Genomic DNA, 20221 nt, shown 5'->3' on the forward strand with positions numbered 1-20221 from the left:
GACCTAGGCTCCGGTCGTGTTGCCGAAGGTGCCCTTGCCCGGCGTCGCCTGGCCGAAGGTACCAAAGCTGGATCCCACGTTCTGGGCGCGCTGGGCCACCGTCCGGTCCGCGATGGCATCGTATTCGCGCTGCCGGATGGCACGCAGGGCTTCCTTGCGGTGCTCACCTTCGAGACGGTCAATGTAGAGGACGCCGTCCAGATGGTCCGTTTCATGCTGGAAGCAGCGGGCGAGCATACCTTCGCCCTCGATGCTGATCGGGTTGCCGTGCATGTCCTTGCCCGTGACACGGGTCCAGCGGTACCGCGGAACAGGGTAGCCGAGCCCGGGGATGGACAGGCAGCCTTCCAGATGGTCCGGCTGACGGTCTTCGCTCAGTTCCAGGACGGGGTTGACTACGTGTCCGGCCTGCCCGTCGACGCGGTAGGTGAAGACGCGGAGGCTGACGCCCACCTGGGGTGCGGCCAGTCCGGCACCTTCAACGTCCTCCATGGTTTCTTCCATGTCCGCTACCAGCTTCGCCAGTTCGGGGCCGAAGTCGGTCACGTCTTCGGCGCGGGTCCGCAGGACCGGGTCGCCGAGCGTGCGGATAGTCAGGATGGCCATCGGGAGTTCGTTCCTTACTGTTGCTGCATGGGATCGGACTCCAGTCTAGTTGGCTCCGCCGCTGACCGGGACGATCAGGGCCGGGGAGCGCCCGCCGGCACCGAAGTCTGCGGGTCCGCGGATGCCTGCGGGGCGGGGGCCTGAGGCGCGGAGGCCTGCGGGGCTGCGGTCTCGTGCGCGCCGACCGGAGGCGGCGGGACGGGAAGCAGGGCACGGCCTGCCGCTGCGGCGTCGATGTTGGTCTGCCAGACCCGGCGCAGTGCGCAGAACTTGAACCAGTGCTGCGGCAGTACGTCCGGGTTGGCGCGCATGGGACGCACCTCGGTCTGCCCGACGGCAACGCCCAGCAGCAGCGGATCCTGCCCGTAGGCCCACGGCTCCCAGGTGCCGGCAGCCGCGTCAACCAGCGATTCCTGCGCCTTCATGCCGGCGACCAGCTGCATCACCACCTTGTCGTCCAGCTGCTTCACCTGGCCGTCGCGGTCGGTGTTCTTGGTCTTGTAATCAATCAGGCACAGCCGTCCGCCGATCCGTGCCACCAGGTCCAGGGTGCCGGCATAGCCGAGTTCGGCGTTCCACACCGTGATTTCCGGAGCGATGGGCTGGACGTCGTACAGCGTCCACCATTCGTCGAACCGGTCCGCGAACTGGTGCTCTCCGCGGGACGCCAGTTCCTCGCGGGCACGGTCGAGTTCGTGGGGCCGGTCCAGGGCACGGAGCGCAACCTGCTCACAGTAGAAGTGGACGCGCGTGCCCCGCTGGGCGGCGGCGTCGCGGTAGCGCTCGGAGGCCGAGGACGCTTCCTTCACCACGGAGCGCAGCTGCGACGGGCTGCCGAGGGCGGCGGTAAGTTTGGGGTCCTTCACGACGGCGGAGGCCGCCATGTAGCTGTGCCAGCCGTCCAGGGACGTGGAACCCTGGGAAATGACCGTAGTGATGGACGGGACCGTGGGCGGCTCGGAGAGCGACCGCGAGTACATCCGCCCGTATTCGGTGGCGTGTGCCAGTGCTGGTTCAGTCATATAGACAGTTTGTCACCCGGCTCTGACGTTTAACCAAAACAGGCACCAGGAGCGATTCCTGATGCCTGCTGTAAGAAAGGGTGGGCGATACTGGGTTCGAACCAGTGACCTCTTCGGTGTGAACGAAGCGCGCTACCACTGCGCCAATCGCCCTTCTTTTGCCAAATCGTGTTGATGCGCCCGCAAGCACTCCAACGTCTAAAGATGCTAGCCCAGATCCCCCGCGAGTCCAAACCCGCGGCGAACCGGGGACCGATTGGACGAACCCGCAAACGTCCTATAGAGTTTTTCTTCGTTGGAAAGCGGGGGTTCGCCGCGGAAAGCGCAAGCAATCCGGGGGCGTTAGCTCCTCACCTGATCAACATGCGGACGTAGCTCAGCTGGCTAGAGCACCACCTTGCCAAGGTGGATGTCGCGGGTTCGAATCCCGTCGTCCGCTCGCAAGTCACTGTACAAGCCGCTCCCGGTTTCCCGGGATCGGTCAGCCAAAGCTTTATGCGGCGGTTACGGTGGGGTGGCCGAGAGGCGAGGCAGCGGCCTGCAAAGCCGTATACGCGGGTTCGAATCCCGTCCCCACCTCCACAGTGGATTGTAGAAAACCCATTTATGGGCGCGATTGGCGCAGCGGTAGCGCGCTTCCCTGACACGGAAGAGGTCACTGGTTCGATCCCAGTATCGCGCACGAACAGTACTGTTTCAGTGCTTTTCTTGCGGACGTAGCTCAGCTGGCTAGAGCACCACCTTGCCAAGGTGGATGTCGCGGGTTCGAATCCCGTCGTCCGCTCTCCCTTCTGCTTATGGTTTTCCAGGAGTAATCCTGAACGGGCCGAGCAGTTTAGGGCGCGATTGGCGCAGCGGTAGCGCGCTTCCCTGACACGGAAGAGGTCACTGGTTCGATCCCAGTATCGCGCACGGACAGTTTCGACTGTCTATATTTGCGGACGTAGCTCAGCTGGCTAGAGCACCACCTTGCCAAGGTGGATGTCGCGGGTTCGAATCCCGTCGTCCGCTCTCCCCCGGCCTTTGGTGCCGGCTTAGAAGGAACAGGTTTTTGCCTGTTCCTTCTTTTGTTTAACACGCGGTGTTTGAGGCCTGGGTTCGCTCGGCGGAGAAAACCTAAGTTTGCTTATTAGTTGGCCTACAGATAAAGTGTTTGTCGTAGAGAATATGTCGACCTGGTTTCAGTAGCGGGATCAAAGTTGCATGGCCCTTAGGCCGCTCACACCACTACTTGAGGAGAACCACATGGCTAACACGCAGACTCACAACGATCACAACACCACCGTCCGCAACGCCAACGACATCAAGGTGTCCACGCGGACCCTCGAATTCGCCGTTTACGTCCTGGCCGTCATTGCCACGGTCATCACGGCTGCAGTTGTCGGCGACAACGCCAGCGAAAACGGCCTTGACGCATTCAACGCCGCACAGGCAATGGAATACATCACCTTCCTCACGGTCGGCCTGATGGTTGCCCGCGGTCTGGCAAAGTCCGGCCACCGTGGACACAACAGCAACAACAACGCGTAACCAGCGTTTTCCGGCCTAGTGCCGGACACCAAATCCGGCGCGGCGTTCTTTGAGCTCCGTGCCGGAATTGTTTTAACTGCTTAGAGTGTGGCCTATGGAAATCCACCCCGTAGACCTCAATGATGATGCCGTCATGGCCGATGCCTACCGCGTTGAATGCGCTGCAAACCAAAGCGTTCGGCCCGATTGGATTCCCCTCGGCAGGGAGGCCCGGGTTCTGGGGTGGCGCACACCCAACGGATGGCGGAACCAGCTGTTCGGTGCCTGGAACGGGACCGCCTTGCTTGGCTTCGCGGCCGGAATGAATTCAACCGACACCCCGGACACCACATGGATATTCGTCTGGGTTGATCCTGCCCATCAGAACAACGGAGTTGGATCCGCACTGGCCCGTGCAGCGGAAGGTGCGAGTCCGGCGTCGACCACGCGGTTCGTGACAAGCGCCTACCGGTCCACCACCGATGAAATTGATGCGCTCACCCGGAAGTTTGCCTCCCGCCTGGGTTACGCCCCGGCAAGCACCGAAACCGTCGTGGAACTTGATCTCCGGGATATGCAGCTAGCGAGTCCGACGACGACGCCCGGCTACGAAATCTCAACGCACGTCAACGGCGTCCCGGGGCGGTTCCGTGAACAGGTAGGCCAGATCAAGGGCCTGGTGGACGCCGAGGCGCCCAACGGTGATCTCGGCTGGGGTGAAACCCCTGTATCGCCCGAGGAATATGCCGACGAGCTGAACCTCTGGATGGCCCAGGGATCCACGGTCATCGAGTCGATTGCCGTGGACCCGAAAGGCAACGTGGCGGCCTGGACCTGCCTGCTGGCGGCCGCCGATGGGGGCCGCCCGGCACAGATTGAAGGAACGCTCGTCGTCTCCGGCCACCGCGGCCACGGCCTCGGAGCAGCCGTGAAGTTGGCGTCCCTGCACCGGGCTGTCGAATCCGGCAATGTGCATAGGGTCCGGACCAGCAGCGATGACCGAAATGTCTGGATGCGTTCCATCAACGCACGGATGGGTTTCACGCCCGTGGAGACGGAAATCATCCTGCAGAAGGAAACCGTCAGCCCGTGACCGCGTCCGCTGCCACGCTTGCGGTATACAACGCCTCGAAAGTGGCATGCAGAGGCCAGAACTGTGCGGCAGGAATGGCGGCGCCGGCGACGGCGGCTTCCAAATACACGAGGTGGGTAATCCAGCCGGGGCCGTAGGAATCGACGAGGGTCCCCAGACCGTAGTGCACGAAGTCCATCACCGCCCCCGCCTCCGTGTCACCCAGCCGGATGCTGATCCGCGACTCGGGTTCCTCGGGGAACTCCCAGCTCATGGCCAACCGGCGAGGCTCGTCCATGTCAGTAATGACGCTGCGCGACAAGTAGCCTCCGCTATGGTCGACGACGATTGTTCCGCCAGTCCGAGCGTCGCATTCAAGGGGACGGCCCAGCCACTGGGACAAAAGGGCGGCGTCAGTGAACCCCGCCCACACGGCTTGTGCCGGGACGGAAAACGCCCAGGAAATCAGAAGCGAACCGTCGGCGGTTGATACAGAGGTGAGCGGCATGTCGAAGATTGTGGCATACAGATACGCGCCGCACGGATCAGTTTCCGATGGCCAGTGCCATCTGTTCAGCGGACGCGAGATCAGCCAGCACCACCTGGTAGCGGTGGCCACCGGCGTCGGAGAACGTGACAGCACCGGCGCCGCCCATATTCAGTCTCGTCAGGGAGCCGCGTCCGTGCCGCGTCACCGGCCAGTTCACGAGTCCGGTGTTCTGCCCGTTGTCTTTGGCCACCATGATGTCCTGCACGTTTTGGCGCTGAATGGTGCGCTTCCACAGGGGTCCTCTCAGGGTGACGGCCTGCTGGTCCACCGAGACCGTAATCCGCGCAACGAAACACCACCAGCCGGCAGCTAGCAGGAACGCTGCGGCGGCTACATACAGATGCCAGACCGACTCGACAGCTGCCCCACCCGCCAACGCGGCCCCGACGGCCGCAAGAAAGGCACCGCCTCCCCACCGAAGCCATCCGGGCGAACGTTCCACGAACCTGACACTGCTTGCCGGTGCCTGCGGCGCCATGGCTTTCCCCCTCATCGTTTCCACGGGCGGTCCTGATTAGGGAACGCTACCCCATTTCCTTGCCGCCCCGAGGTGCAGCCGCCTATCGCATCCGTTCTTCCAGCTCTGCCAGGAATTCACGGGCAGCGGGCATTCCGGGGTCCGCGGCATCGGCGCGGCGGATGGCACCCGAGAGGATCTTGGCGGCCTGGGCCGTATCGCCCTTGCTGTCAGCGAGGACTACGGCGTTGTCCAGGCTTCGGCCAAGGGGCGAGGACGCTGTCTCAGCCTGCGGAACCGGGGCTTCGTTCATGATTCGAATCCAGTTTCCCGCCGGATCGATCAGGCTGAATCCGGTCCTCCCATCCGCATTCGTGCGCCTCCGCGGGCGGGTGATGCGGGGATAGCCCGAAATCGGCAGCTTGCCGTAGGCAGCCTGGAGACCTGTTGCGAACGAGTCAAAGAGCGCTCCCGTGTCCGGCACCAGGATCCCGCAGGTGCTGTGTGATTCTTCGGTGCGGTGCCCCTCCAGCACGTAGTAGTGCAACGGAAAACCGTATCCTTCCAGTGCCAGGTAGGGGTTCGGCTTAGTCTGCCGGTACCGGACCTGGAACGCCATCGCGGAAAAGAAGGCGGCTATCTCGTCAATGTCCGCGCACGGCAGCATCGGAATGACTTGCGGAGGCATGCCTTCATTCTGGCACCGCCTTGCAGCTCGCAAACAGGGGGCAGTGGTCCTTCCGGGCTCCTGCTGACCGCTGCGCACACCGGCGTCGTCCCGTCACCGCACCTGTCTCGCTGGCGACGAAGCCGATTGGGGCATAATCTTTCGCCATTCCCGGGGCCCACCTGAAAGGAACCATCCGTGACCATTGCCATCTTCGGTGCCACCGGGCAGCTCGGCGGCCTCACCATCGACGCCCTGATCGGACGCGGCGCCGCGCCGGGCGATCTCCTTGCCCTGGGCCGCAACCAGGACCGGCTGTCCGAGCTCGCGGACCGCGGCCTGCGCACCGCTCGGATTGACCTTAACGACGGCGCCACGACAGCCGGTGTGCTGGACGGCGTCGAAAGGGTCCTGCTCATTTCCATGAGCGAGCCGGGGCGCCGGGTTGCGCAGCATGCAAACGCCGTCGAGGCAGCCCAGGAGGCCGGCGTCCGCCATTTGGTCTACACCTCGGTCCTTGGTGCGCCAACGACGGTTCTCGCCCTGGCTCCCGAGCATCGGGCCACCGAGGAACTGATTACCGCATCCGGCATCCCGGCGACGTTCCTGCGCCACGGCTGGTACACCGAAAACCACCGGCAGGAGTTCGACGCCGCGCGGCAAACCGGCGTCGTCGCCAACAGCGTGGGTTCGGGACGGATTGCCAGCGCTCCGCGCCGGGACTATGGCGAGGCTGCCGCCGTCGTACTCAGTACTCCCGGCCACGAAGGCAAGGCCTATGAACTATCCGGCGATACGGCCTGGACCTACACGGAGTTCGCCGCTGCCGCACAGGAGGTGCTTGGTACCCCTGTCCGCTACGAGGTCCTGACTCCGGAGGAGGAACAGGAACAGCTGATCAGCCTGGGACTTGACGAGGCGACCGCAGGATTCCTGGGCATGATTAATGCCAACATGCGCGACGGCGCGTTGGCCCCTGCGCCGGGCGAACTGGCCAAACTCATCGGCCGGCCAACCGAGCCGCTGATCGAAACGATGCGGTCCTGGGCCCGCTGATAGCGCCTTCGTCAGCCGGCCCGACGCTGCAGCCGCCGGCGTAGGGCGACAAAGGCAACTCCGGCAAGCATGATGTGCACCAAAACCAGGGCGATTGCATCCGGTTCAACCCACGTGATGGCCCATCCTGATTCGATCCATCCCATTCCCCCGAGAACCGTCCGGGTGACGGTCAGCTGCGTCCAGTGGAACGCGATAGCCACCCACAACGCGCCGGGCACCGGAATGCGCCGGGCCGCCACGAGCGCCAGCCCGAACAGCACCAGCTGCACGATGTAGATGACGGGGTCATTGCCTGCCGGGAACACCTCGATTCCTCCTCCGTCACCGCCGAGCACCGTGGTGATAGCCCACCGTACCGGCCCGACCACCAGTCCGATGAATGGAAACAATGCAGTGGTCACCAGCGTCGCAACCGCCGGCCCCCAGCCATCCCGCAGGTTCGTCCAGACATACCCGCGCAGGGCAAGTTCTTCGGGAAGCGCTTCGTAAAGGGCCAGCACCACGCCGTTCAGGAGCAGGAAGCCCAGGAAGGCGGCAACGTCCAGTTCATCCACCCGTATCCATCCCGCCAAGCCTGCCGGTACCCAGACGAGAAGGCCGGTGAGCACGCCGACGGCCATGCCCAGAGCCACCGGCCGGGCCGCTGACCTGCTGACGCCGAGTCCTTCCAGACTGCGGTGGTCCAGCCTCCGACGCAGCAGCACGATGCCCGGCACCACGACGGCGGTCATCAGGGCAGCCTGAAGCAGGACTTCAGCCAGCCGTCCCCAGCCAAAGGCCTGGCCCAGGGCTTCGGCGACCCCGATGGCCGTGCCCAGGGCGATGCCGAGGAACGCCCATCCAAGGACCGCAGCCTGAAGGGCGCGCCCCCGCGGGGTCGGCTGGCGGATCTGGTCCCGCAGCGGGGACGGCGGCGCGGCAGTCGGTGGGCGTGCAGCCATTAATTCGGTCCTCGTTCATGGGCGTCCGGGCAGGTATGCAGGATCGACGCCAGTCCACCACGGGGACCCGGGCAATCTCCGCAGCCACGCCCGGCCGGTGATTGCCGCGGCGACCGCAGAGGTGGCAGTTCCCATTCGGGCAGCGACGGTGGGGCGCCGAAAAACTACTCGTTTGGGCACCCCGCAGACTACTTGGTTTTTCCGAACACCGAGATGGCGCATATAGCGAAACTACGTGTTCGGAGAACCCGGCCGCCCCTAGGCTTTGAATGCCTTGGCCGGGGGCGTGGCCGGGATCCATGGGAGGTCGAGAGGCGAGTCTCGCATTGCACCGCACCAATGCTGAGGAGATCACCGTGAAGAAATCATCACCTGCCCTCGCCGTCCTTGCCGCAACCGCAGCTCTGGGGCTGGCAGCCTCACCTGCAACCGCCGGAGGCCGGCACCACCAACCATCACCGTCGCCCGTACCCGTTGCCGGGGAGGTGACCACTGTCGCCGACGGCCTGGTCGGTCCCTTGAGTTTCGCCGTCGGCCGCGGCGGCACCCTCGACGTAGCCCAATCATTCACTACGCTCCTGACCCGCATCACTGACGGCGGGGAACCCGAGGTCCTCGCAACGGCACCCGAAGACTATTCGACAGGCTCCGTTTCCCGTGACCGCGGCACTACCTACTACACCGTGGCTACCGGCGCCGGAAGCAACAACCCTGTAGAAAACATCACCCTGCTGCAGTCGGTTGACCGGAACGGCACCGTCGAAACGATTGCGGATATTTCTGCTTACGAATTTGCCGAAAACCCGGACAGCATCAACACCTACGGCTTCGAGGAGGCGCTTCCTGCCGAATGCGCGGCACAGTTGCCGGAAGGCATACCCGCGTCGCCCTACACCGGGCTGCCGGACTCAAATCCGGCGGCTTCCCTTCCCGGGCGGTTCGGCGGGACCATTGTGGCGGACGCAGGAATGAACGCCCTCATCCAGGTGAGCGACGACGGCGACATCGCCACGGTCGCGGTGCTACCGCCGATCCCCGTGACCGTACCCGCCGGGATCGGCTGGCCGGATTGCGCAGTGGGACTCGCCTACAACGCGGAACCGGTACCGACCGACGTCGAACGCGGTCCCGACGGCGCCCTGTACGTGACCTCGCTGGCCGGAAGCCCCGAAGGAGGTCCCACGGGATCGGTCTTCCGGATCAACCCGGCCACTCTCGAACCGGAACTCGTGGCGACCGGCTTCGTCGGGGCCACCGGTCTGGCGGTGAACGACAACGGCGATATCTTCGTGGCGGAGCTGTTCGCCAACCGGATCTCGGTGGTACCGTCCGGCTCGGATACCCCCCAACTGTTCCTGGAGGTCAACCAGCCGGCGGCCCTGGAGCTGCGCGGGGATGCACTGTATGCATCAGTGGATGTACTGGCCGGTGAGCCGCCGTTCGGCAGCATCATCCGTATTTCGCTGGACGACAACTGCGCCGGCAATCATTACCACCACGGCGGAGCTGACCGGCACTCGGGTGACGGCGTCCGCGGCGACGGGTCGGAGGAATAGTCCGGATATGCCTGCAGAGGAAAGTCCTTTCCTCTACCCCCTTGCGGGACCTACGATGTAGGGGAACGGGAAACGAGCGGGTTTCCCCTGTGAAAGGAGGTGATCCGTGTCTGTATTTGACGAGCTCAAGGGCAGGGCCGGTGAGCTGAAGGAAAAGGCCACAGGATTTGTCGGACAGAATGCCGACAAGATCAAGGGCGGCATTGACCAGGCGGGGAACTTCGTGGACCAGAAGACCGGTCGCAAGTACTCCAGCAAGATCGATGGTTTCCAGAGCAAGGCCTCCGAGGCGGTTGATAAGACCAACCGCAACCGGGAGCCGGGTACCGGTAACGGTCCCCAGACGCCTCCGGCCTAACCAGCCCCAGGAGCACGACAAAGAAGCGCCGGTCCCGCCGAGAGGCGGCACCGGTGCTTCCGTCGTTTAAGGCCGGGGCGCCTCCTACCTGCCGGAGGCGGACCCCGGGCTGATCCAGCCCGTCGAGGGACTACCCGACGACGCGATCACCGGTTTGCCTGCTGCTTTGCCGGGGCGCTGGCGGGCGTTCACGGTGGGGGTTTCGGGGCTGTCGCCTTCTGTACAGCTGATGCTGCCTGCGAGGTCTCTGCCTCCGTCTCCTGTACAGCTGATGCTGTCCAGGAGACCTCTAGGGCGCATTTGCTGTACGGAAGGTGGCGATTTTGAGCCAGGCGAGCAGGTTTCCCCACAGGTCGGGCCGAACCGGGAAGGCTACGAGGCTTCGCCGGTCTGGCCTTCGCGGGCTAGCGCGGTCAGGCGGGAGACCGCACGGAAATACTTCTTCATGTAGCCGCCGCCCATCATTTCCTTGGTGAACAGCTGGTCGAACGGCACACCGCTGGCCAGGATCGGGACATCCTTGTCGTACAGCCGGTCCGCAAGCACCACAAACCGGAGGGCCACGGACTGCTCCGTGATGGTCTGCACGTTGTGCCAGGCGACGGCGTCGATGCCGTCGATCATCTGCCGGTACCGGCTCGGGTGGACCTGCGACAGGTGGCTAATGAGTTCGGAGAAATCGTCAACGGCCACGGTCCGGCCAGAGAACTCGGCCTCCATCCGCGTTTCCAGCTCTCCGTCCGCCACCGGCTGCGGGGACTCGGGCAGCCCGCGGTGCCGGTAGTCCTCGCCGTCGATGCGGACGACGTCGAACTGGTCCGCCAGGACCTGGATCTCGCGCTGGAAGTCGACGGCGGCAAAGCGGCCCTCGCCCAGGGAACCGGGCAGGGTGTTGGACGTGGCCGCAAGCTTGACGCCGGCGTCGGCCAGTTCGCGCATCAGCCGGGACATCAGCACGGTGTCGCCGGGATCGTCGAGCTCGAATTCGTCTATGCAGACCAGCTTGTACGCGCTCAGTGCGTCTACGGTTTTGCGGAAGGACAAGGCGCCCACCAGGTTGGTGTACTCCACGAACGTTCCGAAGGCCTTTGGTCCCTCCACCGCGTGCCAGAGCGAGGCCAGCAGGTGGGTCTTGCCGACGCCGAACCCTCCGTCCAGGTAGAAGCCGGCCTTGGTTTCGGGCTTCCTGCCACCGAAGAACTTCCGGAAACCGCTGGGTTCGGGGACGTCGACGTCGGCGGCGAAGGTGCGCATCGCGGACACGGCTTTCGCCTGCGAGGGCTGCGCCGGATCGGGCCGGTAGGAATCAAAGGACACGCTGCCGAACCGGGGCGAGGGGAAGAATCCCTTCAGCAGTTCATCCACCGATACCTGGGGAGTACGTTCTGTCAGGTGCTCGAGTTGTGCCACTGCGCGCTTTCCGTCCGTTTGGTGCCTGCGTCCGGCGTCAAACGTGCCGGATCTGCGGCCTTCTGCCGCCCTCGCAACGATACGCCAACGTGTCCGGGAATCCGGAAACGCTGCCGGTGGACTGCGGCGGATCTGCAGTCCATAGTCGGAGCATGACGCTGCCGAAGGAAACGGTACGGTCCGGCCGGCATTCGGCGGAGGAACAGGCTTTGATGGGCCTGGAGTTCGGCACCGCTGCAGCAGCCCTGGGTGGCGGTATCCTTCTGGCTTTGCGCCCTGACGGGGCATTTCTGCATTCCGGTCCCTCCGTGCTGCGGCACACCCCTTTTCAGGATTGGCGGCTCCCCGGCCTGCTCCTCGCGGCTGGCTGCGGCGGCGGCTACCTGGCAGCCGGGCTGCTGCACCTGCGGCGGCATCATGCAGCGCGGCGGGTTTCCGTGGCGGCCGGGGTCACCCTCATCGGCTTGGAAGGGTGGGAAATAGCGTTCATCGAGTATCAGCCGCTGGAGCTGGTGCTCGCGGGGGTTGGTGCCGCCGTCGTTGTGCTGGCGCTGCGCCTCCCGCCTGAGGCGCCCACGGCGGGTGTTCCGCTGCCGGGTTGCTGAGGACGGCTGGTTCGGAACACCGTCTGTATAGCCGATGGAAGCATGGGGAATGCTCTGCCATTTGCGGTACGCCCGGATGTTGGTTTGCCTACTAGATGCCAGAGCGCACTATGCGCAGCGTACCCACCCGTCATTGGCGGGGTCTGCTCAGAACGGTGACACCTGTTCCTGATTGGCGTCCTCCTCCGCGTGGTCCGCCCACACACCTTCCGGCTCCCTACGGTCCGTTGGCGGCTCCGCCACCGGATGCGATGAGCCGAGTTCCAGGAAAGGTTCGGTCCTGTAGACCCGACCGGTCGGCGACGTCCACTCAATAATCCCGGGTGAGGGCTGACGGGCCTTCCAGTAACCCAAGGTCTTGAACCGGTGGTGCCGCCGGCACAGGTGTTCCAGGTTTCTGTGATCGGTAGGCCCACCCTTGGCCCAGTCGGTGGTGTGGTCGATGTCCGAGTTTGCGGTGTTGACCCGGCACCCGGGGAATCGACAAGTTCCGTCGCGGGCCCGGAGCCAGCGGCGGAGCCCGGCGGGGACTTTTCGGCGGCGTCCCACCCCGAGGATTTCTCCGGTCCGCGGATCCTGTGCAAGGCCGGTCCATCCGGCAGCGTTGCGCGCCAGCCGTCGGGCCGCTTCGGCACTGATGGGTCCGTAGCCGTGCAGCTCTGCCGGCTGGTCGTCGGCACCGAAGAGGGTTTCGGCATTGATTAGAACCATGATTTCCGCCCGCGGAACGATTCCCTCGTCCGGTCCCGGCTCAAGATCCGGGCTGTCCTGCGCGGGACAAGAGGCTGAGCCGTGACGGTCATCTTGCTTGCCCCCTCCCCCTGTGGGGGCCGGACCGTCACCCCGACCGCTTCCCGCTGTGGCGAAAACACTTCGGCTGCTGCCCATCAATAACTGGGCGAGGATGTCGGCCCGCAGCTGATCCGTGGAGCGGCCATCGCCGGCGGCCTGTTCACCCCGCGCTGCAGTGCTGAGGGTCGTGTAGATCTGCTGGGCTTCCTCGGCCCGAAGGTAGGCGGAGAGGCAGGACATGCCGTCCTCTTCCCGGTCCAGGGTGACTTTGCGCTGCTCGAAGGCGGTCAGATGCCTCTTGCTGATCGTGTCCGGAAACTTCCTCTCACGCAGCCGCCGGGCCTTAGCGGAGAACTGCGCCCGGGTCTTCCCCTCTGCAGCCTTCAGCAGATCGGCTTCAAACCCGGGCAGTTTCTCGGCGGGAACGTTCTCGCATTGCTCCAGCACCACCTGCGCATGCTGGTACGACAAGCGCCCGTCCTCCAGCCCGGCCAGGGTGGCGGCATGGGTCCCGCACAGCATGCCAGCTTCGAACATCATCCGCTGGGCGGTGACCTGCGGAACATTCAGGATGGCGGCACATTCAGAAGCCGCGAGGCTGAACGCCATCCCGGGTTCAAGCCGCCCCGACGCGGCGTGGAAGTCGTCCCGAAAGATCTCCTTCATCCGGTTGACCAAGCGGGCCTCCTGGGCCTGCACCCAGGACATCAGATGCGCCATCCGGGACAGGGCTTCGCCGACCATCTGCTCGTCAAAGGATTCAAGGTTCTGAAGCGCCAATGTTCCGGTAAAACCGTCCGGGTATCCGTCGGCAGAGCTATCGGCCCCGGAAGCGGAGGCACCAGCGTCAGGATCGGAATCAGCGGCTCCGGTGTCAGGATCTGGAGTGGAGGCGGGAGCCCCGGGTTGGACGGCCTCAGCGTGTCCGGAAGGGGCGGGACCCTCATCAGGGATGGAATGGTCAGCTGGCTCAGTGCCGGGCTTGGCATCAGCGGCAACGGAAGGCTGGGCATCCAGTTCCGCCCGATACACCGCCAAGGTGCAGGCCGCACGGGGCGCATCTGCTTCACCGGCCATGGCTTCCGGCTGGTGGTCTTCCGTGCCTGGTTCTTCGGTTGTCCGTTCGGTGTTCCCGAGCTGATCCATACCCCAAGGATTTCACCCGGCACTGACATTTCAGGGCCAAAAACAGGACCAAACGAGCCTTTACGGAAACGTAGAATACGCGTCTTTTTGAGACGACTACGTGCTGCGAAAACCGGGCATTTTGACCTGGCAGCGTGCCCAGACCGGCCCCAACCGAATAGGTCCTCAGGCCCGCGGCCTTGGCCCTCAGGCCTTCCGTCTCGGCTCTCGGGTGCTGGCGGGGCCGGAAGCTTACAGCTTTGGCACCCGGGCCACAGCACAGCATCCCACCGGGTGGTGCTGCTGGTGCCGGTGGGACCTCAACAGACACCAGCAACCCCAAACCGTGGGACACCGTGCCGGAAGGGTTCAACCAGGCAGCACAGCATCCCACCGGGTGGTGCTGCTGGTGTCGGTGGGACCTCAACAGACACCAACAACCCCAAACCGTGGGACACCGTGCCGGAGAAGTTCACCCTGCAAGCACGCCCCGTGGAAGTTTTCGGCCCTCGCCGTCGTTAGGCTAGGTGGAAGCCCAATTGTCGAGGAAAGAAGTTTCGCGTATGTCGATCGCAGCTGACACCAGCCCCAAGTTCACCGCCTATGCCCATCCGGAACGCCTGGTCTCCACACAGTGGCTGGCCGACAACCTGGACGCGGAGAACCTGGTGCTCCTCGAATCCAACGAGGACATCCTGCTGTACGAAACGGGACACATCCCCGGTGCCCGGAAGATCGACTGGCACACCGACCTCAACGATGCCGATACGCGCGACTTCGTGGACAGCGAAACCTTCGCGCAGTTGATGGCGCGCAAGGGCATCACCCGGGACTCCACCGTGGTGATCTACGGCGACAAGAGCAACTGGTGGGCCGCCTACGCCCTGTGGGTGTTCACCCTGTTCGGCCACGAAGACGTCCGCCTGCTCGACGGCGGCCGCGACAAGTGGATTGCCGAAGGCCGTCCGGTCACCACGGATAAGGTCGTTGTGGAACCCACCGAATACCCGGTGGTGGAGCGCAACGACGAGAAGATCCGCGCCTTCCTGCCCGACGTCGTCGGGCACCTGGGTAAAGGACCGCTGATCGACGTCCGCTCCCCCGCCGAATACACCGGGGAACGCACCCACATGCCCGATTACATGGACGAGGGTGCCATGAAGGGCGGGCATATCCCCACCGCAAAGTCCGTCCCGTGGAGCAAGGCCGCCGCCGAAGACGGTACCTTCCGCGCCCGTGAAGAACTCGAGGCCCTCTACAAGGACGACGCCGGACTGAAGGAAGGCGACGACGTCGTGGCCTACTGCCGCATCGGCGAACGCTCAAGCCATACCTGGTTCGTGCTCAAGCACCTGCTCGGCTTCGAATCCGTGCGTAACTACGACGGGTCCTGGACCGAATGGGGCAACGCCGTACGCGTCCCGATTGCCCGTGGCGAAGAACCCGGCAACGCTCCCAGCTGATCTTTAGCAAGAAAGATTTACCCATGACTGCCACACCCGAAACCGCCGTCCCGGACTCCCTGGCCGAGATCATCGACGACTTCCAGGCGATGGAGGAATCCGACCGCCTGGAACTGCTGCTGGAATTCTCCCGCAGCCTGCCCGAACTGCCGGCCGAAATTGCCGACCGGCCCGAGCTGCTGGAACAGGTGGTGGAATGCCAGTCGCCGGTGTTCCTCAGCCTGGACGTGGACGATTCCCCCGAACACCGGGTCTCGCTGTTCTTCAAGGCACCGCCGGAAGCGCCCACCACCCGCGGGTTCGCCAGCGTGCTTTACGAAGGCCTGAACGGGCTTCCGGCCGCCGAGATCCTGGCCGTTCCCGCCGATGTTCCTGACCGTCTCGGCCTCACCCGGGCCATCACCCCGCTGCGCATGCGCGGAATGTCCGCCATGCTGGGACGCATCAAGCGCCGGCTCGCCCAGCACGAAAAACTGGCACAGCAGCCGTCGCAGCCGTAACCGGCCGGGCCCAAATGTACCTGGGGCCGCCGCAGGAGCACAGGAGGCGCAACCATGGCTGGACACCGCGACAAGCATTCGGGCAAGGGTGCGACGCCGGCAACCCGGGTCTTGGACGAAGCCGGGGTTACGTACGCGGTGCGTCATTATGAGCACGACGCCGGCGCGCCGTCGTACGGGCTGGAAGCCGCGGAGAAACTCGGCGTGCCGCCCGAAGCTGTCTACAAAACGCTGATGGTGGACCTCGGCGGGCACCTCGCGGTGGCCATGGTTCCGGTAGCCCTGAACCTGGACCTGAAGAAGTTCGCCGCGCTGATGGGTGCACGCAAGGCCGTGATGGCCGACCGCCGCGACGCAGAGCGGCGGACCGGCTACATGGTGGGCGGCATTTCGCCGCTGGGCCAGAAGCACCCCTCACCCGCAGGAATCGATTCCCGGGTGGAACTGCTGGACACCGTGTACGTTTCCGGCGGCCGGCGCGGGCTGCAGATCGGACTTTCGCCTTTTGATCTGCTCCGCCTCAGCCACGCCGTCACGGCGCCGATCGCCGCATCCCCTGCCTAGCGGAGGTTCTGCTCTCCTTTTCGAAGGTGGTGCAGTGCGTAGCCGTAGCTCAGCCGGACCCGCTTCGGATCCTGGCTTAGCCATTCGTCGGCGGTCCCGTTGGGGAACTCCATGCTGATGACGTCGGCCAGGTCCTGCGGCTTGTCAAAGGTCCAGCTGCTCATGACGAACGTTGTCGAGGCCCCCTTCTCCGCCCACCAGGCGTTGATGTACTCGGCCTCGCCCTGATGGGCCGACGCGTTGGCGGCACGGAGCAGGGCAGCAAACTCGCCGTTGTGCTGATCGTTGTCGACCACAACCAGCGAGCCGCCCGGCCGCAGGACCCGCAGGACTTCTTCCAGACCCGCCGTGCAGTCCGCGTGCGGCGAGGGGAAGAAGTACGCGAACCGTGCGTGGACAACATCCACCGAGGCGTCCGGCAGCGGAAGGTGTTCGGCCGATCCGTGCAGGACCTCCGCTCCGCCCGGCCGGGCACGGGCAGCAGCGAGCAGCTCCGGATCGGGCTCGACGCCGACGACGGCTCTGGCGAGCTCGGCGTAGCGCGGCAGCCAGAAACCGGTGCCGCAGCCGAGATCGAGGAGAGTCCGCCCGGCCCACGGCGCAAGGCGGACGAGTTCGGCCCAGACCACCCCTTCGCGGTCGAGGGCCTCATTCTCCACTTCATACAGCTCGGGATGTGCACCCTGGTTCCAGGCCGGGAAGAAGTCCTCCGGCGCTGCAGTCCCGTGTTGGTCCGGCATCTTTGTATCCCCCAATAACGTGTCGGTGCGCCTCTAACCTACTCGGTGCCGGCCGATGCTCAGCACCGGACCGGCGGCATGCCCGATTTCCACCGGAACTAATGGCAGGATGAACCAACGCCATCGCGCTGGCCCGCCATACCAGCACCATCATCGGGGGAATCTTGTTGTCAGCCAGAGAAACACACGCGCGAGCCGGCCAACGGCCCGTGGTCACCCTCGGGCAGGCCGCCTGGGCCTCGATGTTCGTCGCCCTGTACATTCTCGCTGCCGGCGGCGCACTGGTAGCGCTCGGACTTTCCGGCGTCGTTGACTTCACTCTCGAGACGCTTCTCCCCGCTGCCTTCGGCTCCGTAACGGCCGCATCGATGCTGGCCGTCTACGTCCACCTGTTCCGCCGCAACTCGCTGACACCGGCGGACCTCGGGTTTTGCCGGCCCGGGCTGAGAATACTTCACCTGTTTTGGCAGATCCCCGCAGCGATCATCGTGTGCATGCTGGCGCAGGGCCTGTTCCTCGGGCTGCTGTCCCTCATCGACTTCGATACGACCACGGCTCGATCCACCAGCGACCCGCTGAAGGATCTCGGCGGCCTATCCATTCCGCTGACCGCCTTCGTTGTGCTTGTCGTAACGGTCCTGACGCCGCTGTGGGAGGAAGTCCTGTTCCGGGGCGCCTTCCTCGACGGGCTCTCGCGGCGCTTCGGGCCCTTCGCTGCCGTCGTCCTGTCCGCAGCACTCTTCGCTGTGGTGCACCTGGTCCTGGTGGGTTTCGCCTACCTCTTTATGCTGGGCCTTGCGCTGGCGCTGCTGCGGCGGTTCCACGGGAATATCTGGGCCCCGATCCTGCTTCACGCCGCAAGCAACGCCCTCGTCACCCTCGTAGTCCTTACCTCGATCTAACTACCCGCTACTCCGCGTCGAGACGGTGCTCCGCCGGATGCCGGGTGCGGCCCAGGGCATCATTAAGCCACCTCAGCACCACACGCTCCCACCGCTCGGGATCCACGTTGTACTCCTTGGTGTGCCGTGCCCGGGTGAAGGGCTCGAACGTGATGACCTCGGGGTTCTTCTCCGCCAGTTCCGCAGACGGCCCGTAGGGAACGAAGTCGTCGTCCTTGCTGTGCAGGATGAGCGTGGGGATCCGGATCTCCTCCGCGCGCGTTACCCAGTCCATGCTCTTGAGGTCCAGCGGTGCAGCCAGCCCGGTCAGCGCACGTCCGGCGGTGTTGGAAATGAGCCACTGGCCGAGCCGTCCGGCCTGCGCAGGAATCCGGTTGACCCGGGCATGGTGGGCCAGCACGTCCACCCAGTTGATCACCGGGCCGTCCAGCACCATGGCGCGGATGTACCGGCGCAGCGGTGAACGGTCCGCAGCCTGCAGGCTGATCGCCCCGCCCATGGACCAGCCGAACAGCACCACGTCCTTGGCGCCGCGGTCCAGGGCGTAGCGGATGGCCGCCTCGACGTCCTGCCACTCCGTGAGGCCGAGCCCGTAACGGCCATCGGAGGCGTAAGGGGCCTCGCCGTCGTTCCGGTAGGAGATCACCAGGCTGGTGAGCCCGGCTTCGCGGGCGGTGCGCAGCGCCCGCAGGCATTCGGTGCGCCGGGCGCCGCGGCCGTGGACCATGATCGCCCAGGTTTCCGCACCGGGCGTACGCACCAGCCAGGCCGGCGCGTCCCCGCCGTCCACCGGAATGGAGACTTCCTCTTCCGGAAGCCCGACGGCGGCAGGCGAGGGATACATCGAACCGCTCCACCAGCCGCGGCGTGCCTTGCCCAGGTCGCCGCTGTACACCTCTTCCACATCCCGCTGCACCGTACCCTCGCGCGGCACATAGGAGCGGATGGCTCCGATCCGGGCGTGCCCGTCGCCGTTGTCGAAGTACAGGCTGTAGGTGCCCTCGACAGTGGTGTCCAGGTTTGCGGGCAGGATGACCTGCCGGCCGTGCTCGCTGTCCATGACGGCCAGGATCTCCAGGTTCGCGTCCCGGGTCCGGGCGGGCGTGACCACCTGGCGGGCAAAGTAGACGCCCAGGCCGGAGGCGGCCGCCACGACAGCGGCGGATGCCGCAGCACCGACACCGGCGCCGAACGCCGTCCACCGGACCCACGGAACCGAGAGAACCGGAGCGCCGCCGGCGGATGCATCAGAAGGAACGGAGATAGCCATAGAACATTTTTACCGGATGGGCACCGGGTCCGCGTAACGGCAGGCCGGTACCGCGCGGTGGGGCGCAAGGGACAGGCGTACTAGGCTGGTGCGCATGACTTCGACAATTGTGGTGCTGACGGAAGAACCGCTGGGTACCCGCGACATTGACAACCTGCGCGCGGTCGCAGGAGAGAACCCCGTCCGCTTTGAGGTGCTGGTGCCTGCTGATCCGGGCCGGAACCTGCTGGTGGACGTGCTGGACAACCTCAGCCTGCTCGACTTCGCCGAGGCCTTCCGGAACCTGACCGGCGGCCGTCCGTCCAAGGCCGACGAGGTGAAGGAAGCGGTCACCTCGCTCGCAGACTCCCTTGAGCAGCTTTCCGCCGCCGGCCTGGATGCCACCGGCACCGTGACCGGCGAGGACCCGGTGGCCGCCGTCGTCGAAACCGCCAAGCGTACGCACGCTGACCAGGTTGTCGTGATCACCACCCCGCACGCCATTGAGGACACCTTCGGCACCGACTGGGCGAACGAGGCCCAGGACCGGCTGGGCGTGCCGGTGCTGCATCTGTACAGCGGCTCGGGATTTATTGGCGACTCTTAAGCGTTGACGCGGATATGACTACCGAAGAAAACACCGGAACCGTTCCCGTCCAGAAGTCCGATGAGCAGTGGCGCGAGGAACTGACTCCCCAGGAGTACGCGGTGCTGCGCAAGGCCGGCACCGAACGGCCCTACACCGGCGAGTACTGGGACACCAAGACCGCCGGCGTCTACCAGTGCCGTGCCTGCGGGAGCGATCTGTTCACCAGCAGCGAGAAATTCGATTCGCACTGCGGGTGGCCGTCCTTCTTTGCCCCGCTGGCCGAGGGCAAGGTCCGCTACCTGCACGACCGCAGCATGGGGATGGACCGGATTGAAGTCCGGTGCGCCAACTGCGATTCGCACATGGGCCACCTGTTCGAGGGCGAAGGTTTCGACACGCCCACCGATCAGCGGTTCTGCATCAACTCCATCTCCGTGAAGCTGGTCCCGCAGGACGGCTCAGCCGCCTCCGCGGAGTAGGACCCT

At 65.1% G+C, this 20221-nt stretch carries 22 protein-coding genes and 7 tRNA genes; 18 read left to right on the top strand and 11 right to left on the bottom strand.

The window, feature by feature from the left end; translation table 11 throughout:
* Positions 1-3 precede the first annotated feature (3 nt).
* The 3 genes from def to LOC60_RS08270 all read right to left on the bottom strand — a co-directional run bounded on the left by def (position 4) and on the right by LOC60_RS08270 (position 1781).
* Positions 4-606 (bottom strand): peptide deformylase, encoded by a 603-nt coding sequence (gene def, locus LOC60_RS08260; RefSeq protein ID WP_230024341.1) that lies wholly within the window; start codon positions 604-606, stop codon positions 4-6.
* A 74-nt stretch (positions 607-680) separates the two neighbouring features.
* Entirely contained in the window at positions 681-1628 is a 948-nt protein-coding gene (locus LOC60_RS08265) for a PD-(D/E)XK nuclease family protein (protein WP_230024342.1), read from the bottom strand.
* An 81-nt stretch (positions 1629-1709) separates the two neighbouring features.
* Positions 1710-1781: transfer RNA gene (locus LOC60_RS08270), tRNA-Val, on the bottom strand.
* A 212-nt stretch (positions 1782-1993) separates the two neighbouring features.
* Between LOC60_RS08270 and LOC60_RS08275 the strand changes: the two genes are divergently transcribed.
* The 8 genes from LOC60_RS08275 to LOC60_RS08310 all read left to right on the top strand — a co-directional run bounded on the left by LOC60_RS08275 (position 1994) and on the right by LOC60_RS08310 (position 4230).
* A tRNA-Gly gene (locus LOC60_RS08275) sits at positions 1994-2067 on the top strand.
* A 69-nt stretch (positions 2068-2136) separates the two neighbouring features.
* Positions 2137-2210: transfer RNA gene (locus tag LOC60_RS08280), tRNA-Cys, on the top strand.
* Between the two features lie 28 nt (positions 2211-2238).
* A tRNA-Val gene (locus LOC60_RS08285) sits at positions 2239-2310 on the top strand.
* A gap of 28 nt (positions 2311-2338) precedes the next feature.
* Positions 2339-2412, top strand: a tRNA-Gly gene (locus LOC60_RS08290).
* A gap of 56 nt (positions 2413-2468) precedes the next feature.
* Positions 2469-2540, top strand: a tRNA-Val gene (locus tag LOC60_RS08295).
* Between the two features lie 25 nt (positions 2541-2565).
* A tRNA-Gly gene (locus tag LOC60_RS08300) sits at positions 2566-2639 on the top strand.
* Positions 2640-2873: 234 nt separating this feature from the next.
* A complete protein-coding gene (locus tag LOC60_RS08305; RefSeq protein ID WP_230024343.1) occupies positions 2874-3158 on the top strand; it encodes a hypothetical protein in 285 nt (94 codons plus the stop codon).
* A 94-nt stretch (positions 3159-3252) separates the two neighbouring features.
* Complete coding sequence (locus LOC60_RS08310) at positions 3253-4230, top strand: GNAT family N-acetyltransferase (protein ID WP_230024345.1); 978 nt, start codon at positions 3253-3255, stop codon at positions 4228-4230.
* Here LOC60_RS08310 and LOC60_RS08315 read toward each other — a convergent pair.
* From LOC60_RS08315 to LOC60_RS08325, 3 genes are all read right to left on the bottom strand, one after another.
* A complete protein-coding gene (locus tag LOC60_RS08315) occupies positions 4220-4717 on the bottom strand; it encodes an SRPBCC domain-containing protein (RefSeq protein WP_230024346.1) in 498 nt (165 codons plus the stop codon). The two genes, LOC60_RS08310 and LOC60_RS08315, sit on opposite strands and share 11 nt — an antisense overlap.
* A 37-nt stretch (positions 4718-4754) precedes the next feature.
* Positions 4755-5201: a hypothetical protein gene (locus tag LOC60_RS08320; RefSeq protein WP_230024347.1), complete on the bottom strand. Its 447-nt coding sequence runs from the start codon at positions 5199-5201 to the stop codon at positions 4755-4757.
* A gap of 118 nt (positions 5202-5319) precedes the next feature.
* Positions 5320-5904 carry a hypothetical protein gene (locus LOC60_RS08325; RefSeq protein ID WP_230024348.1) on the bottom strand — a complete coding sequence of 195 codons (585 nt, stop codon included), beginning with the start codon at positions 5902-5904 and terminating at the stop codon, positions 5320-5322.
* Positions 5905-6081: 177 nt separating this feature from the next.
* Here LOC60_RS08325 and LOC60_RS08330 point away from each other — a divergent pair, with 177 nt between their 5' ends.
* On the top strand, positions 6082-6939 hold the full coding sequence (locus LOC60_RS08330; RefSeq protein ID WP_230024349.1) for an SDR family oxidoreductase: 858 nt from the start codon (positions 6082-6084) through the stop codon (positions 6937-6939).
* Between the two features lie 11 nt (positions 6940-6950).
* Here LOC60_RS08330 and LOC60_RS08335 read toward each other — a convergent pair whose 3' ends face one another.
* Positions 6951-7883: a CPBP family glutamic-type intramembrane protease gene (locus LOC60_RS08335; protein WP_230024350.1), complete on the bottom strand. Its 933-nt coding sequence runs from the start codon at positions 7881-7883 to the stop codon at positions 6951-6953.
* 356 nt (positions 7884-8239) lie between these two features.
* On the opposite strand from LOC60_RS08335, the gene LOC60_RS08340 reads away from it, so the two are divergent.
* Together LOC60_RS08340 and LOC60_RS08345 are read left to right on the top strand one after the other, a co-directional pair.
* Positions 8240-9439 carry a ScyD/ScyE family protein gene (locus tag LOC60_RS08340; RefSeq protein WP_230024351.1) on the top strand — a complete coding sequence of 400 codons (1200 nt, stop codon included), beginning with the start codon at positions 8240-8242 and terminating at the stop codon, positions 9437-9439.
* 106 nt (positions 9440-9545) lie between these two features.
* Positions 9546-9797 carry an antitoxin gene (locus tag LOC60_RS08345; protein WP_230024352.1) on the top strand — a complete coding sequence of 84 codons (252 nt, stop codon included), beginning with the start codon at positions 9546-9548 and terminating at the stop codon, positions 9795-9797.
* Between the two features lie 372 nt (positions 9798-10169).
* Here LOC60_RS08345 and zapE read toward each other — a convergent pair whose 3' ends face one another.
* Complete coding sequence (gene zapE / locus LOC60_RS08350; protein WP_230024353.1) at positions 10170-11207, bottom strand: cell division protein ZapE; 1038 nt, start codon at positions 11205-11207, stop codon at positions 10170-10172.
* A gap of 152 nt (positions 11208-11359) precedes the next feature.
* Here zapE and LOC60_RS08355 point away from each other — a divergent pair, with 152 nt between their 5' ends.
* Complete coding sequence (locus LOC60_RS08355; protein WP_230024354.1) at positions 11360-11812, top strand: hypothetical protein; 453 nt, start codon at positions 11360-11362, stop codon at positions 11810-11812.
* Between the two features lie 147 nt (positions 11813-11959).
* Here LOC60_RS08355 and LOC60_RS08360 read toward each other — a convergent pair whose 3' ends face one another.
* Positions 11960-13750: an HNH endonuclease gene (locus tag LOC60_RS08360; protein WP_230024355.1), complete on the bottom strand. Its 1791-nt coding sequence runs from the start codon at positions 13748-13750 to the stop codon at positions 11960-11962.
* A 542-nt stretch (positions 13751-14292) separates the two neighbouring features.
* Here LOC60_RS08360 and LOC60_RS08365 point away from each other — a divergent pair.
* Genes LOC60_RS08365 through ybaK form a run of 3 tightly spaced genes read left to right on the top strand, consistent with a single transcriptional unit; the run spans position 14293 to position 16256 of the window.
* The gene (locus LOC60_RS08365) at positions 14293-15192 is read left to right on the top strand and encodes a sulfurtransferase (RefSeq protein ID WP_230024356.1); all 900 of its coding nucleotides are present in this window, start codon (positions 14293-14295) and stop codon (positions 15190-15192) included.
* A gap of 23 nt (positions 15193-15215) precedes the next feature.
* Positions 15216-15692 (top strand): SufE family protein, encoded by a 477-nt coding sequence (locus LOC60_RS08370; protein ID WP_230024357.1) that lies wholly within the window; start codon positions 15216-15218, stop codon positions 15690-15692.
* A gap of 54 nt (positions 15693-15746) precedes the next feature.
* On the top strand, positions 15747-16256 hold the full coding sequence (ybaK, locus tag LOC60_RS08375; protein WP_230024358.1) for a Cys-tRNA(Pro) deacylase: 510 nt from the start codon (positions 15747-15749) through the stop codon (positions 16254-16256).
* On the opposite strand, the gene LOC60_RS08380 is transcribed toward ybaK, so the two are convergent.
* The gene (locus tag LOC60_RS08380) at positions 16253-16996 is read right to left on the bottom strand and encodes a class I SAM-dependent methyltransferase (protein ID WP_230024360.1); all 744 of its coding nucleotides are present in this window, start codon (positions 16994-16996) and stop codon (positions 16253-16255) included. The two genes, ybaK and LOC60_RS08380, sit on opposite strands and share 4 nt — an antisense overlap.
* Positions 16997-17205: 209 nt before the next feature.
* Between LOC60_RS08380 and LOC60_RS08385 the strand changes: the two genes are divergently transcribed.
* A complete protein-coding gene (locus LOC60_RS08385; RefSeq protein WP_230024361.1) occupies positions 17206-17898 on the top strand; it encodes a CPBP family intramembrane glutamic endopeptidase in 693 nt (230 codons plus the stop codon).
* Positions 17899-17905: 7 nt separating this feature from the next.
* Here the strand turns inward: LOC60_RS08385 and LOC60_RS08390 are convergent, their stop codons facing one another.
* The gene (locus LOC60_RS08390; protein ID WP_230024362.1) at positions 17906-19168 is read right to left on the bottom strand and encodes an alpha/beta hydrolase family protein; all 1263 of its coding nucleotides are present in this window, start codon (positions 19166-19168) and stop codon (positions 17906-17908) included.
* Positions 19169-19262: 94 nt separating this feature from the next.
* Between LOC60_RS08390 and LOC60_RS08395 the strand changes: the two genes are divergently transcribed.
* Together LOC60_RS08395 and msrB are read left to right on the top strand one after the other, a co-directional pair.
* The gene (locus LOC60_RS08395; RefSeq protein WP_230024363.1) at positions 19263-19754 is read left to right on the top strand and encodes a hypothetical protein; all 492 of its coding nucleotides are present in this window, start codon (positions 19263-19265) and stop codon (positions 19752-19754) included.
* Between the two features lie 14 nt (positions 19755-19768).
* Entirely contained in the window at positions 19769-20215 is a 447-nt protein-coding gene (gene msrB, locus LOC60_RS08400) for a peptide-methionine (R)-S-oxide reductase MsrB (RefSeq protein ID WP_230024364.1), read from the top strand.
* Positions 20216-20221 lie beyond the last annotated feature (6 nt).

The sequence above is a fragment of the Arthrobacter sp. zg-Y769 genome (assembly GCF_020907405.1).
Classification (GTDB): Bacteria; Actinomycetota; Actinomycetes; order Actinomycetales; family Micrococcaceae; genus Arthrobacter_B.